This is a genomic window from Pseudomonas sp. H3_C08 (genome assembly GCF_054669455.1).
Genome location: NZ_CP162803.1, coordinates 837,324 through 854,726, shown reverse-complemented (window position 1 = coordinate 854,726; position 17,403 = coordinate 837,324). Strand labels below are relative to the sequence as shown.

General features: G+C 60.4%; 10 protein-coding genes and 1 other RNA gene. 3 read left to right on the top strand and 8 right to left on the bottom strand.

Features of this window, described 5'->3' with window-relative positions; genetic code table 11:
- Positions 1-242: 242 nt before the first annotated feature.
- Together AB4N74_RS04055 and dnaX are read right to left on the bottom strand one after the other, a co-directional pair.
- On the bottom strand, positions 243-581 hold the full coding sequence (locus AB4N74_RS04055; RefSeq protein WP_016984747.1) for a YbaB/EbfC family nucleoid-associated protein: 339 nt from the start codon (positions 579-581) through the stop codon (positions 243-245).
- A gap of 67 nt (positions 582-648) precedes the next feature.
- On the bottom strand, positions 649-2,751 hold the full coding sequence (gene dnaX / locus AB4N74_RS04050) for a DNA polymerase III subunit gamma/tau (protein ID WP_460098339.1): 2,103 nt from the start codon (positions 2,749-2,751) through the stop codon (positions 649-651).
- A 145-nt stretch (positions 2,752-2,896) separates the two neighbouring features.
- Between dnaX and AB4N74_RS04045 the strand changes: the two genes are divergently transcribed.
- Complete coding sequence (locus tag AB4N74_RS04045) at positions 2,897-3,646, top strand: substrate-binding periplasmic protein (protein WP_093431831.1); 750 nt, start codon at positions 2,897-2,899, stop codon at positions 3,644-3,646.
- 194 nt (positions 3,647-3,840) lie between these two features.
- On the opposite strand, the gene ffs is transcribed toward AB4N74_RS04045, so the two are convergent.
- The 6 genes from ffs to AB4N74_RS04015 form a co-directional block, all read right to left on the bottom strand.
- Positions 3,841-3,937: signal recognition particle sRNA small type (gene ffs, locus AB4N74_RS04040), an RNA gene on the bottom strand.
- Between the two features lie 134 nt (positions 3,938-4,071).
- On the bottom strand, positions 4,072-5,235 hold the full coding sequence (locus tag AB4N74_RS04035) for a zinc-binding metallopeptidase family protein (protein WP_460098336.1): 1,164 nt from the start codon (positions 5,233-5,235) through the stop codon (positions 4,072-4,074).
- Positions 5,236-5,412: 177 nt separating this feature from the next.
- The gene (ligA, locus tag AB4N74_RS04030) at positions 5,413-7,770 is read right to left on the bottom strand and encodes an NAD-dependent DNA ligase LigA (protein ID WP_257357994.1); all 2,358 of its coding nucleotides are present in this window, start codon (positions 7,768-7,770) and stop codon (positions 5,413-5,415) included.
- A gap of 160 nt (positions 7,771-7,930) precedes the next feature.
- Positions 7,931-8,794, bottom strand: a complete 864-nt coding sequence (gene zipA, locus AB4N74_RS04025; RefSeq protein WP_034152851.1) for a cell division protein ZipA — start codon at positions 8,792-8,794, stop codon at positions 7,931-7,933.
- 261 nt (positions 8,795-9,055) lie between these two features.
- Positions 9,056-12,544: a chromosome segregation protein SMC gene (gene smc / locus AB4N74_RS04020; protein WP_460098333.1), complete on the bottom strand. Its 3,489-nt coding sequence runs from the start codon at positions 12,542-12,544 to the stop codon at positions 9,056-9,058.
- A 2-nt stretch (positions 12,545-12,546) separates the two neighbouring features.
- Positions 12,547-13,206, bottom strand: a complete 660-nt coding sequence (locus AB4N74_RS04015) for a GntR family transcriptional regulator (RefSeq protein ID WP_034152853.1) — start codon at positions 13,204-13,206, stop codon at positions 12,547-12,549.
- A gap of 268 nt (positions 13,207-13,474) precedes the next feature.
- Here AB4N74_RS04015 and xdhA point away from each other — a divergent pair, with 268 nt between their 5' ends.
- Together xdhA and xdhB are read left to right on the top strand one after the other, a co-directional pair.
- Positions 13,475-14,929, top strand: coding sequence for a xanthine dehydrogenase small subunit (xdhA, locus tag AB4N74_RS04010; RefSeq protein WP_095047730.1), 1,455 nt, complete (start codon positions 13,475-13,477; stop codon positions 14,927-14,929).
- Positions 14,922-17,321 (top strand): xanthine dehydrogenase molybdopterin binding subunit, encoded by a 2,400-nt coding sequence (xdhB, locus tag AB4N74_RS04005; RefSeq protein WP_460098330.1) that lies wholly within the window; start codon positions 14,922-14,924, stop codon positions 17,319-17,321. Before xdhA ends, xdhB begins: the two co-directional genes overlap by 8 nt.
- The last annotated feature ends 82 nt before the right edge of the window (positions 17,322-17,403 follow it).

Below are 17,403 nucleotides of genomic sequence, written 5' to 3'. Positions count from 1 at the left end.
GGAGCAGACCGTTGAGGCTTTTGCGCGTTCGATGTTTATTCCGGTGGACCGAGGTGAGTTGATCGTTCCCATGCTCCGCGTGGGAATGCCGCAACGGACGCTCCGCGTTCGGCTCTGGACTTGGAACGCGGAGCGTCCCGGGCTGCATTCCCACGCAGAGCGTGGGAACGATCGGCCAGAAACAAAAATGCCAGGCGCAATGCCTGGCATTTTGTGTAGCTCATCTGCCGCCGGTTGGCGAATCAGAATGGCAGTTTCATACCGGCCGGCAGGTTCATGCCAGCAGTCATGTTGCCCATTTTGTCCTGGCTGTTCTTTTCGATCTTGCGCACTGCGTCGTTGACGGCGGAGGCGATGACCGCTTCCAGCATTTCTTTGTCATCTTCGCTCATGCCTTCAACCAGGCTTGGGTCGATGCTCACGCTTTTGACGTCGTGACGACCGGTCATCACCACGGTGACCATATCGCCGCCGGCCTTACCGGTGACTTCGGCGTTGGCCAGTTCTTCCTGCATCTTGGCCATTTTTTCCTGCATCTGCTGTGCCTGCTTCATCAGGCCGGCCATGCCACCTTTCATCATGGGAATCACCTCAAAAGTACTTGGATCAAAACAGCGCCCGGCCAGCGCGGCCGGGCACCTTCAGTTATTAGCCTTGGGTGACCAAGGCGTCGACAGGTTCAATAGTATCGTGTCGCACCACCGCGCCGAACTGCTGAACCATCTGCTGGATGAACGGATCGCCGTGGATCGATTCCTCCGCCTCGCGCTGACGGTTGGCGCGCCGACGGGAGGCGGCCTGGGCCGGGGTTTCCTGCTCGGGCTTGATCAGCTCGATGGTCAGGCTCAGCGTGCGACCGTGGAACTGGTTCAAGGCATCGTTGAGACGACGCTGCTGCGTGGCGTTGAACAGTGCGCTGTGCGCCGGGTCGAGGTGCATCAGCCAATGGTCGCCATCGACGGCGATCAATGTGCAGTTGGCGGCGATGCTGCCGGTCATGCCGGAGATCGGCAGTTTCGGGAACAGTTCCAGCCACTGCAACGCCAGACCTGTGGCCGGCGCCGCAGCCGGCTCTGGCTCGGGTTCCGGGGCAGGCTCGGCAGCGTGTTCGCTGGCCAGTTCGTCGAGGTAGCTGTAGGCCGAATCGATGTCCGGCTCGATGTAATCCTCATCCAGCGGCGGCTCGTCGTCCAGGTCCATGCCTGGGGTGGCGGCATCGACGTCGGCGACCGACGGCTCGGGAATCGGCGCGGCGGCCCACTCAGGCGCTTCCGGAACGACGCTGTCCGGTGTCGGCAGCGGCATCGGCGGCAACTCGGGTTGCTCGGCGGTGGTTTCTAGCACTGGTTCGACGGCGGGTTGCTGTGCAGGCTCGGGGTCGGCCTCGGGTTCCACCGGGTCATTCCACGGCAGGTCGACGACTTCTTCAGCGACGAGAGGCGCTGGCTCAGGTTCTGGCGCGGCAACAGGAGCAACCGGCGCCGGCTCGGGAGCCGGTGCAGGTACAGCCACTGGCGCAGGCGCAGGCGCTACAGCAGGCGTCGGCGCAACAGCCGCAGCGACTACCGGCGCAGGTTTAGGCGCGGCAGCCACGGAGTTTGCGGAATCAACTGTGGCCTGGCTGATCCCCACTGGCTTTAGCGGTTGCCTCGGTGCGTCTGCCGTATCTGCCGGCCGGAAGGCCAGCATCCGCAGCAGGACCATTTCGAAGCCACCACGCGGGTCCGGCGCCAGCGGTAAATCGCGGCGGCCGATCAGGCCCATCTGGTAATAGAACTGCACGTCTTCGGCCGGCAAGGCCTGCGCCAGTGCCAATACGCGATCGCGGTCGCCATGGCCGTTGTCGACGCCTTCCGGCAGCGCCTGGGCGATGGCCACGCGGTGCAGCACATTAAGAATTTCCGAGAGCACGCCATTCCAGTCCGGGCCTTGTTCGGCCAGGTGACGTACGGCTTCGAGCAACGCCTTGGCGTCGCCTTCGATCAATGAATGCAGGACGTCATAGACCTGACCGTGATCCAGCGTGCCGAGCATCGCCCGCACGTCGGTAGCGAGAACCTTGCCTTCACCGAAAGCAATCGCCTGATCGGTGAGGCTCATGGCGTCACGCATCGAACCGTCAGCGGCGCGACCGAGCAGCCACAGTGCATCGTCTTCAAACGGCACGTTTTCGGCAGTGAGAACGTGGGTCAAATGCTCGACCACACGCTCCGGCGTCATGTTCTTCAGCGAGAACTGCAGGCAGCGCGACAAAATCGTTGCAGGAAGTTTCTGCGGATCAGTGGTCGCCAGGATGAACTTGACGTACGGCGGCGGCTCTTCGAGGGTTTTCAGCAGCGCATTGAAGGAATGGCTGGAGAGCATGTGCACTTCGTCGATCAGGTAGACCTTGAAGCGCCCACGGCTTGGCGCGTACTGCACGTTGTCGAGCAGTTCGCGGGTGTCTTCGACCTTGGTGCGGCTCGCGGCGTCGATCTCGATCAGGTCGACGAAGCGCCCCTCGTCGATTTCACGGCACACCGAACACTCGCCGCACGGGCTGGAAGTGATACCTGTCTCACAGTTCAGGCATTTGGCAATGATCCGCGCAATCGTGGTTTTACCCACCCCGCGCGTACCGGTGAACAGGTACGCGTGGTGCAGCCGCTGGCTGTCCAAGGCATTGATCAGAGCCTTGAGCACATGGGTCTGGCCGACCATTTCGCGGAACGAGCGCGGACGCCATTTACGTGCAAGAACCTGATAACTCATCGAAAACCGTCGCAACGAAGGAAGCTGAAGCGGCTAATGCTAGCGGAGCAAGGGCAAAATTGCATCCGGTGTCCTCGTCTAATATGGCTAAGCTGCATGAGCAGAGGCTTTTATCGGCTCGGGATCGGGAATTACCGGAGCGTTTATGCGGTGGGCCTTAGGGGCGTTGCTGGGAATCAGCCTGAACGTGACGGCAGCGGAAACCCCGTTGCGCTTCGCCATGCCCGACAGCTGGGCAATGCCGATGGTGCAATTCGAACGCGGCCGACCGACCCAAGGCATTCTCTACGACCTGATGCTCAGCCTGGCCACGCAGGTCGGCGTACCGGCCGAGTTTCACGTCCTGCCCCGCGCCCGCGTGCAGACCGCCATGGAACACGGCGAGATCGACGTGCGCTGCTATGCCGCACAGTCATGGCTGCCAAATCAGTCGGGGGATTACATCTGGAGTCTGCCGTTGTTCTTCCAGCGCGATCTGCTGATCAGCCGCAAAGATCAACCTAACAGTGTCGTCCCCGCGCATTTGCCCCGCCAATCCATCGGCACCGTTCTGGGCTACACCTACCCGACTCTGCAACCGCTGTTTGATGCGGATCGGCTGCAACGTGAAGATGCGCGCAATCAGGAGCAGGTGCTGGAGAAACTGCTGGCCGGGCGTTATCGCTATGCGGTGAGCAATCAGTGGACGCTGGACTGGTTTAACCAGCGCCTGCTCCCTGAGCAACAGTTGCAGGGGGTGGCGGTTTTACAGGAGCAGAAGGTCGGTTGTTACGTGAGGAATGATCCGAAGGTACCGGTGCAGCGAATATTGCGCACGTTGTTGCGGATGAAAATGTCGGGGGAGATTGATGAGATTATCCGGCTCTATACCGGGTCCTCTGAAGCCACCCCATAACCCCTGTAGGAGTGAGCCTGCTCGCGAAAGCGGTGTCTCAGTCAACTCATCTCTGGCAGGTCTGACGCCTTCGCGAGCAGGCTCGCTCCCACAGTTAACTCAGGGCACTGGCCAAATCGCAGACACAAAAAAACCGCAGTGGGCGAAACCCATGCAGTTCTGTTTAAGCGTTCGATTGTTCGTTAAGGTGGTAACCCCACCAGCCACACCCCGGCACACAATGTTCCCGCTGTGGCTGCTGCCTTCCGGCTCTGACCAGGTTCACGGGTAATCGTTGCGGGGGGACCGATGGGGTCACCATAACGACGCTTGCCTGTCGGCGAGCCGCGCCATTGTACCTATCTGAGACGAAGTTACAACCGTTGGTTGCAGATTAAAAATATGAACGGGTTCAAGGACATAAAGATCGCAGCCTGCGGCAGCGCCTACAGGGCCAGAACTTCATCCGCCCTGCCGCCCGCCTGCTGGATCACCAGATGAATGAAGTGCAGTTTGGCAATCGCTGGCGCCGGCAGCACGAAAGGGTAAAAATCCGGCTGGCCCATGCTCCGTGACAGTTCATTGAGCATGCCGGCCAGTTCGATCCACGCGTTGACGAATGACAGGAACGCCTCGCCACCGGGATGCTCCGGGTCGTACAGCGTGCTGGGCGGAAACGGCTGGTAGTCGAAATCCATTTCCCGCGCGCTCATGCCAAAACCCAGCGCGGTGTCCACCGCATCCATCATGTGCAGGTAGTGCGCCCAGGTTTCCGCCCAGTCTTCCCACGGGTGCATGGTTGCGTAGGCGCTGACGTAGTGCTGCGGCCAGTCCTGAGGTGCGCCTTGTTGGTAGTGACGGTCCAGCGCCTCGGCATAACTGGCGCGTTCGTCGCCGAACAGGCTGCGGAATGAGCCGAGCCAGGGGCCGTTGGCGATCAGGCGATCCCAGTAGTAATGGCCAACCTCATGACGAAAATGCCCGAGCAATGTGCGGTAGGGTTCATGCATCGCCGCCCTCACCTGCTCGCGGTGGGCGTCGTCGGCTTCTTTGATGTCGAGGGTGATCAGGCCATTGGCGTGGCCGGTCATCGGTGCGTTGCCTTCGAGGTCGACGCCGATGAAGTCGAAGGCCAGCCCAGTGTCTTCATCAACGGTTTTCGGGATGACTTGCAGGCCGAGGGTGATCAGTTGCGCAACGAGGCGACGCTTGGCGATTTCGACTTTGCGCCAACGCTCAGGGTTGTCCGGGGCGGACAGGTCGGGGATGGTGCGGTTGAGGCTGCAGGCGATGCACAGGCTGTCGTGATCGTTGGCCGGCAGCAGCCAGTTGCACGCGGCGGCTTTGTCGAGGTTGGCGCAGCGGCGGAACAGGCCGGCCTCGGGGTCGGCATCGAGCGTCCAGGTGCCCTCATACGGCCCCGGCTGCAGCGAGGTCAGGCGACTTTCTTCGGCTTGATAACCGAGTAACGCATTACAGGCCAGACACTGGCTGTTGCGAAAGAACAGCGACTGGCCGCAGCGGCACGGCCAGACTTTGCTGTTGCGTGAGGATTCGCCCATGAACGGCGCGATGATGCGGGAACTGAGCTGCTCGAAAAAGCGGTGCATGGCGATCTCTCCCTGGGGCTTGCCAAGACTAGATCATTCCCGTGACAACATCGTTCCCGCGCTTTGCTGATCGTTCCAACGCTCTGCGTGGGAATGCATCCAGTGACGCTCTGCGTCACAGCGGACGCGGAGCGTCCGGAGCGGCATTCCCACGCGGGAGCGTGGGAACGATCAATCTTAAACGGCGACGCCGTGAGTTTTGAGGAAGGCGATGAAGGTTTCTTCGTCCATCACTTTCACGCCCAGCTCATTGGCCTTGGTCAGTTTGGAACCAGCGCCGGGGCCTGCGACCACACAATGAGTCTTCGCCGACACGGAACCGGCAACCTTGGCGCCAAGGCTTTCCAGATGTTCCTTGGCGACATCACGGCTCATCAACTCAACCTTGCCGGTCAGCACCCAGGTCTCGCCGGACAGCGGCAAGCCCTCAACAACCTTCTTCTCGCTCTGCCAGTGCATGCCGAAATCACGCAGTTGCTTTTCGGATGCCTCAGCCAGTTGCCGGTTCTCAGGCAGCGCAAAAAACTCGCGAACCGAATTCGCCTGTTTCTCCGGCAAGGCCTGACGCATGTCCAGCCAGTCAGCATTCATCACCGCTTCCAGCGAACCGAACTTGTCCGCCAGCTTCTGCGCGCCACCGGGGCCGACCGAAGGAATGTGCAGCTTGTCGAGAAAGCCACCCAACGTAGTGCTGGCCGCGAACTCGGCGCCCAACTCACCCTGATCCTGAATCTGCAGACCATGGCCCAGCAACTCAGCGATGACCTGCTGGTTATGCGCATCTTCAAAGAAGCTGTGAATCTCGTGCGCCACTTCCAGCCCCACATCCGGCAGATAGGTCAGCACTTGCGGCAGCGCCTGCTGCACGCGCTCCAGCGAACCCAGCGAGCGCGCCAGGACCTTGGCAGTCTCCTCGCCGACATCAGGGATACCCAGTGCATAGATAAAACGCGCCAGCCCCGGTTTCTTGCTGTCTTCGATGGCCGCCAGCAGTTTGTTGCTCGATACCTCGGCAAAACCTTCCAGATCGACGATGTCATCGAACTTCAGCGCATACAGATCGGCCGGCGAACTGACCAGACCTTCATCGACCAGTTGCTCCACGCTTTTGTCGCCCAAGCCTTCGATGTCCATCGCCCGACGCGAGACGAAGTGAATGATCGCCTGCTTCAGTTGCGCGCCACAGGCCAGTCGGCCCACACAGCGATACACCGCGCCTTCGCTGACGGTTTCCTTGCCTTTGCTGCGCTTGATCAGTTGCGTGCGCTCGACGTGCGAGCCGCACACCGGGCAGCTCTCGGGAATCTGCACCGCGCGCGCATTTTCGGGACGGCGATCCATGACCACTTGCACCACCTGCGGAATCACATCACCGGCGCGACGGATGATCACGGTGTCGCCGATCATCAGGCCCAGACGCGCGACCTCATCCATGTTGTGCAGCGTAGCGTTGGCCACGGTGACGCCGGCGACCTTGACCGGTTTCAAACGAGCGACCGGGGTGACAGCACCGGTACGACCGACTTGAAACTCGACGTCGAGCAGCTCGGTGAGTTCTTCCATAGCCGGGAATTTGTGCGCGATCGCCCAACGCGGTTCGCGGGCGCGGAAGCCCAGTTCGCGTTGATCGGCAATGCTGTTGACCTTGAACACCACGCCGTCAATTTCGTAGGCGAGCGCGTTACGGCGCGCGCCGATGTCGCGGTAGTAATCGAGACATTCGCCGATGCCCTTGGCCAGTTTCAGTTCGTGACTGATCGGCATGCCCCACTTCTGCAACTGCTTGAGGTTGCCGATGTGCGTATCGGAAATATCTTGGGAGACCTGGCCGATGCCGTAGCAGCAAAACTCCAGCGGACGGTTGGCGGTGATCTTCGAGTCGAGCTGGCGCAGGCTACCAGCGGCAGCGTTGCGTGGATTGGCGAAGGTCTTGCCGCCGATTTCCAGTTGCGAGGCGTTGAGACGCTCGAAGCCGGCCTTGGACATGAACACTTCACCGCGCACTTCCAGGGTCGCCGGCCAGCCTTCGCCATGCAGTTTCAGGGGAATGTTGCGCACGGTGCGCACGTTGACGCTGATGTCTTCGCCAGTGGTGCCGTCGCCGCGCGTGGCGCCGCGTACCAGCACGCCGTCCTGATAAAGCAGGCTGACCGCCAGGCCATCGAGTTTCGGCTCGCAGCTGTACTCCACCGCAGCACCGCCACCGAACAGATCGCCGGCCGGCAGGTCCAGACCTTCGGTCACCCGGCGATCAAATTCGCGCATGTCGGTTTCTTCGAAAGCGTTGCCGAGGCTGAGCATCGGCACTTCGTGACGCACCTGGGTGAACGCGGTGAGCGCCACGCTGCCGACGCGCTGGGTCGGCGAATCGCTGGTGATCAGTTCCGGGTTGGCCGCCTCCAGCGCTTTGAGCTCGTGGAACAACCGGTCGTACTCGGCGTCCGGAATGCTCGGCTCGTCGAGTACGTGGTAACGGTAGTTGTGCTGATCGAGTTCAGCGCGTAGCTCGAGAATGCGGTTTTTGGCGGCGGTCATGGGTGGTCTCTCAAAAAGCAAAAGAGCAGCCGAGGCTGCTCTAATTCATCTATCTCTGGCAGCAGAAGCAAAAAATCGCAACCTTCGGCAGCTCTTACAGACATCGCAAACCTGTAGGAGCTGTCGAGTGAAACGAGGCTGCGATCTTTTGATCTTGGCCTTAGCGCTTCTGGGTCAAGGCGCGACGTTCGAATTCGACGATGCGCTGACGGTAGTGTTCGATGGTCTGCGCGGTCAGGACGCTGCGCTGGTCATCTTTCAGTTCGCCGTTCAATTCCTGCGACAGCTTGCGGGCTGCAGCCACCATCACGTCGAAGGCTTGCTTCGGATGACGCGGGCCTGGCAGGCCGAGGAAGAAGCTTACCGCCGGGGTGCTGAAATGGTCGATGTCGTCCAGATCAAAGATGCCCGGCTTGACCGCGTTGGCCATGGAGAACAGCACTTCACCATTGCCGGCCATGCTTTCGTGACGGTGGAAAATATCCATCTCGCCGAAACGCAGACCGCTTTCGAGAATGTTCTGCAACAGCGCCGGGCCTTTGAAGCCAGCGGCATCACGGCAGATCACGCTGATGACCAATACTTCTTCAGCTTGCGGCTGATCCTTGTCGGCCATCGCCGGCGCGGGCTTGCTGTCTTCAACGAAATCGTTGTCACGGCTGCTGAAGCTCGGGCCGCCGTCCAGATCCAGATCGAGGTTCAGGTCACCCTGCGCCGGACCGTTGCTGCCACGCTTGCCACGTTTCGAACCGGATTCGCGAGGCTCGCGTGCTTCGCGGGCCGGCATGCTCACCGACGGCAGGTCGTGTTCGTCCAGTTGCGGCTCTTTGTGAGTGTCCAGCACGCGAGCCGGGCCCAACAGCTCAGCGCTGGTGTCCTCGTCCGGCAGGTTGGACAGACTTCGGTCAAGACGGAATTTCAGTTTTCCCTTGCCGCCGCGCATACGGCGCCAGCCATCGAAAAGAATACCGGCTATCACAATGATGCCGATGACGATCAGCCACTCGCGCAGACCGATTTCCATGTAATCCCGTGCCTCTATAAAAAATGCTGAAAAATAAGGGGTTTACATTGTGCAAACCGCTTTAAAACGTGGCGCCAACTCTATGTTCTGACAGGCGTTTTGCCCACGTATACGAAAAATTGACATTAAACTAGCACGACCAAAGACAACTTTACACCGTCTGTCTCATTTGACTTGCGCGAATATGTCGATTGGCCAGCAAGTCGCAGTTGGTAAAAAAGTCCTACAGACCTGAATTACCTTTTCCGACACCACGCTGACTCAGGCGTCCACCATCGCCATCGCCTCCTCGACATCTACGGCTACCAGTCGCGAACAACCCGGTTCATGCATCGTTACGCCCATCAACTGCTCGGCCATTTCCATGGCGATCTTGTTGTGGGTGATATAGATGAACTGCACGGTCTGCGACATCTCTTTGACCAAGCGTGCGTAGCGTCCAACGTTAGCGTCATCCAGTGGCGCGTCAACCTCATCGAGCATGCAGAACGGCGCCGGGTTCAATTTGAAGATGGCAAACACCAGTGCCAGTGCGGTCAGGGCTTTTTCCCCGCCGGAGAGCAAATGGATGGTGCTGTTCTTCTTCCCTGGCGGCTGCGCCATGATCGTTACCCCTGTATCGAGTAGATCTTCGCCCGTCAGTTCCAAATACGCGCGCCCGCCACCGAAAACTTTTGGAAAAAGTGCCTGTAAACCACCGTTGATCTGATCAAAGGTATCTTTGAAACGGTTACGGGTTTCCTTGTCGATCTTGCGGATTACGTTTTCCAGGGTCTCCAGTGCTTCGACCAGATCGGCGTCCTGGGCATCCAGATACCGCTTACGCTCAGACTGTTGCGTGTATTCATCGATGGCCGCGAGGTTGATCGCACCCAGGCGCTGAATCCGCGCGTTGATGCGTTCGAGTTCTTCTTCGGCTTCGCGTTCACTGGCTTGCGCGGTTAATGTCGCGAGCACGCCGTTAAGATCGTAGCCGTCTTCCAGCAACTGATCCTGCAAAGCCTTGCGGCGCACGGTCAGGGCTTGCCATTCCATGCGTTGCTGTTCGAGCTGACCGCGAATCAACTGCGATTGCTGCTCGGCCTGAGTCCGGCGCTTTTCCGCGTCGCGCAATTCGCGATCGGCATCCTCCAAAGCGATCTGCGCGGTCTTCAGTTCTTCATCGACGGTCATGCGCTTATCGAGCAGTTCTTCGAGTTTCAGGCGCAGCTCTTCCAGCGGTGCCTCGCCCTCCTCCAGATTCAGACTCAACTGTTCGCGCTTTTCAGTCAGGCGCTCGGCCTGCATTTCCAGACGTTCCAGCGCCTGACGCGTGGAGTCATGCTGCGCGCGCAAAGAGCCAAGACGCACGGCCAATTGATGAGCGTGATCCTTGTGCTGCCGCGCCTCCTGGCGCACGCGGTCAAGGCGCTCGCGCAGGCTGTCGCGCTGGGCCAACAGCAACTCGCGCTGTTCAGTGTCCAGCGCCATGGCATCCAGCGCTTTCTGCAATTGCATGCGCGCTTCGCCGATCTGTTCGTGCTCGAGTTCGCGTTGTTCGCCGAGCTCGACCAGTTCTTCATCGAGGCGGGTGCGACGCAAAGTCAGCTGTTCGGCCTTGGCTTTACCGGCGGACAGCTGTGCTTTCAATTCGCCTTGCTGGCGCGCTTCGTCTTGCAGCAAACGGCGCAAATGTTCGCGGCCGTTTTCCTGCTGACGCTGTTGCGCACGCAGGGTTTGCAGACGGGTTTCCATGGCCTCGACCGTGGCTTCTTTTTCTTCACGTTCGAGGTGCAGCGCTTCGATTTCCTGGCCACGGGCGAGCATGCCGCTTTCCGCTTCGCTGGCCCGGCGCACGCGCAGGAAGTGCCGACCGACCCAGTAACCGTCGCGGCTGATCAAGCTCTCGCCGGCGCTCAATTGCCCGCGCAAGGCCAAGGCTTGCTCGAGGCTGTCGACCGGCTTGACCTGACCGAGCCACGGCGACAGATCGATCTGCGCATCAACCTTGTCGAGCAAGCTGCCGGCCACGCGCACGCCATCGCTGGCAGGGCTGAGCAGGCGCAGATCGCCCTGAGTAAAACCGGACAAATCGAAGCCGCTGAAGTCGTCGACCAGCACCGCTTGCAGATCGGCGCCGAGCACGGTTTCCACCGCCAGCTCCCAACCGGCCTCGACCTTCAAGCCCTCGGCCAGACGCGGGCGCTCGGCGAGGTTGTGTTCTTTCAGCCATTCGGCAGTGCCGGTGCCCGGGTCGAGCGCGGCTTGCTGCAAGGCTTCGAGGGACGCGAGGCGACCGTTAAGTCGCTGCAAATCGCCCTGCGCCTGTTGTTGCGCGGTCAGCGCCTGCTGCAATTCCTGCCGCAGTTGTTCGAGTTTTTCGACCTGCGCTTCTTCGCTGGTCTGCAAATCTTCGAGGGTCGCTTCGGACTCGGCGAGCTGCTCATTGAGTTCCATGATCGCCGCGTCTTCCGGGTCAGCCGAGAGCAGCGCGCGCTCTTCGCCGAGACGCTTTTGCCGGTCGGCCAGACGCTCCATGCTGGTTTCCAGCTGCTGGATGCGCGACTGCTGCACTTCAGCCTGACGGCGCGGTTCGGCAGCGGTCAGGTTGAAGGCGTCCCACTGCTCCTGCCAGCCGTGCATGACCGATTCGGAATCTTCCAGTGCAGCGGCGGCTTCTTCGGCGGCAGCGCTGGTGACTTCCTGCTCGGGGGTGAGCATGTCCAGCTCTTCGCCGAGGGTCAGCAGCAACGTGCGGTCGTGGCCCAGGTGTGATTCGGTTTCAAGGCGTGCGCGCTCGGCTTCTTTCAAGTCGTCCTGCAACTGCCGCAAGCGTTGCTGGCCGTGCTGGATGCTTTGCTCGACGCGGGCGATATCGCCGCCGACCGAATAGAAGCGCCCTTGCACCAGATTGAAGCGCTCGGACAGGTCATGGTGACCATCACGCAGACGCTCAATGGCCGCGTCAGCATTACGCTGCTCGGCGACCAGCGCTTCGAAACTGATTTCCTGGGTGCCGATGATCGACTCGCGCTGGCCGACCTGTTCGTTGAGATCCTGCCAGCGCAGGGCCGACAGTTGTGCCTTGAGCTGACGCTCCTCGGCTTTGAATTCCTGATACTTCTTCGCCGCTTCGGCCTGGCGGTGCAGGCGCTCGAGTTGACGCTCGAGCTCTTCGCGCAGGTCAGTCAGACGCGCGAGGTTTTCGTGGGTGCGACGGATACGGTTTTCGGTCTCGCGGCGACGCTCCTTGTACTTGGAGATGCCGGCAGCTTCTTCGATAAAGTTGCGCAGGTCTTCGGGTTTGGACTCGATCAGCTTGGAGATCATCCCCTGCTCGATGATCGAGTAACTGCGCGGGCCCAGACCGGTGCCGAGGAAGATATCGGTGATGTCGCGACGCCGGCATTTGGTGCCGTTGAGGTAATACGTGGTCTGGCTGTCGCGGGTGACTTTACGGCGGATGGAAATCTCGGCGTAGGCGGCGTACTCGCCCAGCAGCGTGCCGTCGGAGTTGTCGAAAACCAGCTCGATACTGGCCTGACTCACCGGTTTGCGGCTGGTCGAGCCGTTGAAGATGACGTCGGTCATCGACTCGCCACGGAGGTTCTTCGCCGAACTTTCGCCCATCACCCAGCGTACGGCGTCGATGATGTTCGACTTGCCGCAACCGTTCGGCCCGACGACCGCCGCCATGTTACTGGGGAAGTTCACCGTGGTCGGGTCGACGAAGGATTTGAATCCCGCCAGTTTGATGCACTTGAGCCGCACGCTTAGGCAACCGTCAGGGCGGAAACCACCAGATCGCAGCTGCGCTGGGCGTAAGCCGTCAGCACGATGCGGATCTGCGGCAAATCACGGGCGAGCACGGCGGCGAGCAGGCGTTCGAACAGTTCGAGGAACTCGCTCATTGAAGCCTTGCGCTGTTCGAGGGCGAGGAAGTACGCACGGCTCATGGCCGGTTGCAGGTTCTCGACGGTCTCTTGCAGGTACGGATTGTTGGCGAACGGATAGGCGGCGCGCATTACGGCGAAGCTGTCGTCGACGAAGCTGCGGATATCCTGACGCTCGTAGCTGGCGGTCAGGCGCTGCTGGATCTGCACGAACGGCGCCATGTCCGATTGCACTTGCCAGCCATTGGCCACTGCGTTGCCGAGCAGGATGTACAGCTCGCTCATCAGCGTGCACAGGCTCTGCACCTTGTGCGGCGTCAGCTCGGTGACGTGCGCACCACGGCGCGGCAGGATCGCGATCAGGTGGCGGCGCTCAAGGATCAGCAAGGCTTCACGGACCGAACCGCGGCTGACATTCAGTGCCAGCGTGACCTTCTGTTCCTGGATGCGCTCTCCCGGCTTCATTTCGCCACGAATGATGCGTTCGGCGAGGTGGTGAGCGATTTGCTCGGCGAGGCTGTCCGGCGCCTTGAACGTCATGGTTGTCCTTCAAACTCTATCGATCTGCACAAGCGGCGCAGTGTAGCGCAAATGCAGGCTCATGGCGGAGTGCCCACTCAGCGGTTTTTGGCACGATTCCCGCAAAAAAGCAGGGGATCCAATGAGGGTCAATACTGAATAGACACGTTGTTGATCGACGAAATGCTTTTTCCTGACCTTTAAGTCAGAAAACCATTGACCGAAAAGTCAGACCTGCTAAATTCGGTTCACGTCGGTTAACAACAATAATGAGTCTGCGAGGCCTTCCGTGATCCAGTTTTTACTTAACCAGGAACTCCGTAGCGAGCACGCCCTGGACCCGAATCTGACTGTGCTCAATTACCTGCGTGAACACGTCGGCAAATCCGGCACCAAAGAAGGTTGCGCCAGCGGTGACTGCGGCGCCTGCACCGTGGTGGTCGGCGAGTTGCAAACGGATGACGCTGGCCGCGAACACATTCGCTATCGCAGCCTCAACTCGTGCCTGACGTTCGTGTCGTCACTACACGGCAAACAACTGATCAGCGTCGAAGACCTCAAACACAAAGGCGAACTGCACAGCGTGCAGAAAGCCATGGTCGAGTGCCACGGCTCGCAGTGCGGTTTCTGCACCCCCGGTTTCGTCATGTCGCTGTTCGCCCTGCAAAAGAACAGTGATGCACCGGATCACGCCAAGGCCCACGAAGCGCTGGCCGGCAACCTCTGCCGTTGCACCGGCTACCGGCCTATTCTGGCCGCTGCCGAGCAATCCTGCTGCGGCAAGCAACCAGATCAGTTCGATGCCCGCGAAGCGGAGACCATTGCGCGCCTCAAAGCCATCGCCCCGACCGATATCGGCGAACTCAACAGCGGCGACAAACGCTGCCTGGTGCCGCTGACTGTCGCCGACCTTGCCGATCTCTACGACGCGTACCCACAAGCGCGTCTGCTCGCTGGCGGTACCGATCTGGCGCTGGAAGTCACCCAATTCCACCGCACCCTGCCGGTGATGATCTACGTCGGCAACGTCGCGGAAATGAAGCGCATCGACACCTTCGAAGACCGCATCGAAATCGGCGCCGCCACCGCCCTCTCCGACTGCTACGAAGCGTTGAACGCCGAGTACCCGGACTTCGGCGAACTGCTGCACCGCTTCGCCTCGCTGCAAATCCGCAACCAGGGCACCCTCGGCGGCAACATCGGCAACGCCTCGCCGATCGGTGACTCGCCACCGCTGCTGATCGCCCTCGGCGCGCAGGTCGTGCTGTGTAAAGGCGAAACCCGCCGCACCCTGAACCTGGAAGATTACTTCATCGATTACAAAGTCACGGCCCGTCAGGAAAGTGAATTCATCGAGAAGATCATCGTCCCGCGCGCCAGCGCCGAGCAATTGTTCCGTGCCTACAAAGTCTCCAAGCGTCTGGACGATGACATCTCCGCCGTCTGCGCCGCGTTCAACCTGCGCGTCGAAAACGGCGTGATCACCGATGCACGCATGGCTTTCGGCGGTATGGCCGCGATCCCGAAACGCGCTGCCCACTGTGAAGCCGCGCTGATCGGTGCGCCGTTCACCAACACGGTGGTCGAACGCGCCTGCGCCGCACTGGCGGAAGATTTCACGCCGCTCTCGGACTTCCGCGCCAGCAAGGAATATCGCCTGCTCAGCGCGCAGAACCTGCTGCGCAAATACTTCATCGAACTGCAAACACCGCACATCGAGACTCGGGTGACCGCTTATGTCTAACCATCACGGCGTAGAAAAAACCCAGGCTGAACTGGCTGAACTGTTCGCCAAGGATCTGACCTCTGGCGTCGGCCGCAGCGTCAAGCACGACAGCGCCGCCAAGCACGTGTCCGGTGAAGCGCAGTACATCGATGATCGCTTGGAATTTCCCAACCAGTTGCACCTGTATGCACGCATGTCGGACCGCGCCCACGCGAAGATCATCAGCATCGACACCTCGCCGTGTTACGCCTTCGAAGGCGTGCGCATCGCCATCACCCACGAAGACGTGCCAGGCCTGAAAGACATCGGCCCGCTGATGCCAGGCGACCCGTTGCTGGCCATCGATGACGTGCAGTTCGTCGGCCAACCGGTGCTCGCGGTGGCCGCGAAGGATCTGGAAACCGCGCGCAAAGCCGCGATGGCGGCGATCATCGAATACGAAGATCTCGAACCTGTGCTCGACGTAGTCGAAGCCCTGCGCAAGCGCCACTTCGTCCTTGACAGCCACACCCACCATCGCGGCGATTCGGTTTCTGCGCTGGCAACCGCTGAACACCGCATCCAAGGCACGCTGCACATCGGCGGTCAGGAACACTTCTACCTGGAGACGCAAATCTCCTCGGTAATGCCCACCGAAGACGGCGGCATGATCGTTTACTGCTCGACGCAGAACCCGACCGAAGTACAGAAACTGGTTGCCGAAGTGCTCGACGTGTCGATGAACAAAATCGTTGTCGACATGCGCCGCATGGGCGGTGGTTTCGGTGGCAAGGAAACTCAAGCCGCCAGCCCGGCCTGCCTGTGCGCGGTGGTTGCGCACCTCACCGGCCAACCAACGAAGATGCGCCTGCCGCGCGTCGAAGACATGCTGATGACCGGTAAGCGTCACCCGTTCTACGTCGAGTACGACGTCGGCTTCGACAGCACCGGGCGCCTGCACGGGATCAACATGGACCTGGCCGGCAACTGCGGCTGCTCGCCGGACCTGTCCGCGTCGATCGTTGACCGGGCGATGTTTCACTCGGACAACTCGTACTACCTCGGCGATGCGACCATCAATGGTCACCGCTGCAAGACCAACACCGCGTCGAACACCGCTTACCGTGGTTTCGGTGGCCCACAAGGCATGGTCGCGATCGAGGAAGTGATGGACGCGATTGCCCGTCATTTGCAACTCGACCCACTCGCGGTGCGCAAGGCCAACTACTACGGCAAGACCGAACGCAACGTCACCCACTACTACCAGACCGTCGAGCACAACATGCTCGAAGAGATGACCGCCGAACTGGAAGAAAGCAGCCAGTACCACGAGCGCCGTGAAGCGATTCGTCGCTACAACGCCAACAGCCCGATCCTGAAAAAAGGCCTGGCGCTGACCCCGGTGAAATTCGGCATTTCCTTCACCGCCAGTTTCTTGAACCAGGCCGGTGCGCTGATCCACATCTACACCGATGGCAGCATCCACCTGAACCATGGCGGCACCGAAATGGGTCAGGGCCTGAACACCAAAGTCGCGCAGGTCGTGGCCGAAGTGTTCCAGGTCGAAATCGACCGTGTGCAGATCACTGCGACCAACACCGACAAGGTGCCAAACACCTCGCCGACGGCAGCGTCCAGCGGCGCCGACTTGAACGGTAAAGCGGCGCAGAACGCGGCGGAAATCATCAAGAAACGCCTGATCGAATTCGCTGCGCGTCACTTCAAAGTCACTGAAGAAGACGTTGAATTCCACAACGGTCACGTGCGTGTTCGCGACCATATCCTGACCTTTGAAGCGCTGATCCAGCAGGCGTATTTCAATCAGGTTTCACTGTCGAGCACTGGCTTCTACAAGACCCCGAAAATCTACTACGACCGCAGCCAGGCGCGTGGTCGTCCGTTCTACTACTTTGCCTTCGGCGCGGCGTGCTGCGAAGTGATCGTCGACACCCTGACCGGCGAGTACAAGATGCTGCGCACCGACATTCTTCACGACGTCGGCGCCTCGCTGAACCCGTCCATCGACATCGGTCAGGTCGAGGGTGGTTTCATTCAGGGCATGGGTTGGCTGACCATGGAAGAGCTGGTCTGGAACAACAAAGGCAAGCTGATGACCAACGGCCCGGCCAGCTACAAGATCCCGGCCGTGGCGGACATGCCGCTGGACCTGCGGGTGAAGCTGGTGGAAAACCGCAAGAACCCGGAAGACACGGTGTTCCATTCCAAGGCTGTCGGCGAGCCGCCGTTCATGCTCGGGATTGCTTCGTGGTGCGCGATCAAGGATGCGGTGGCGAGTCTCGGTGACTACAAGCATCAGCCGCAGATCGATGCGCCGGCGACACCGGAGCGGGTGTTGTGGGGTTGTGAGCAGATGCGTCAGCTCAAGACTGTGAAAGCGGTTGCGGCTGAAACCGAGTTGGCTCCGCTCTAGGACCGAGGCGCGGCTATTCGCGAGCAGGCTCGCTCCCACATTTGGAATGCATTTCCCTGTGGGAGCGAGCCTGCTCGCGAAG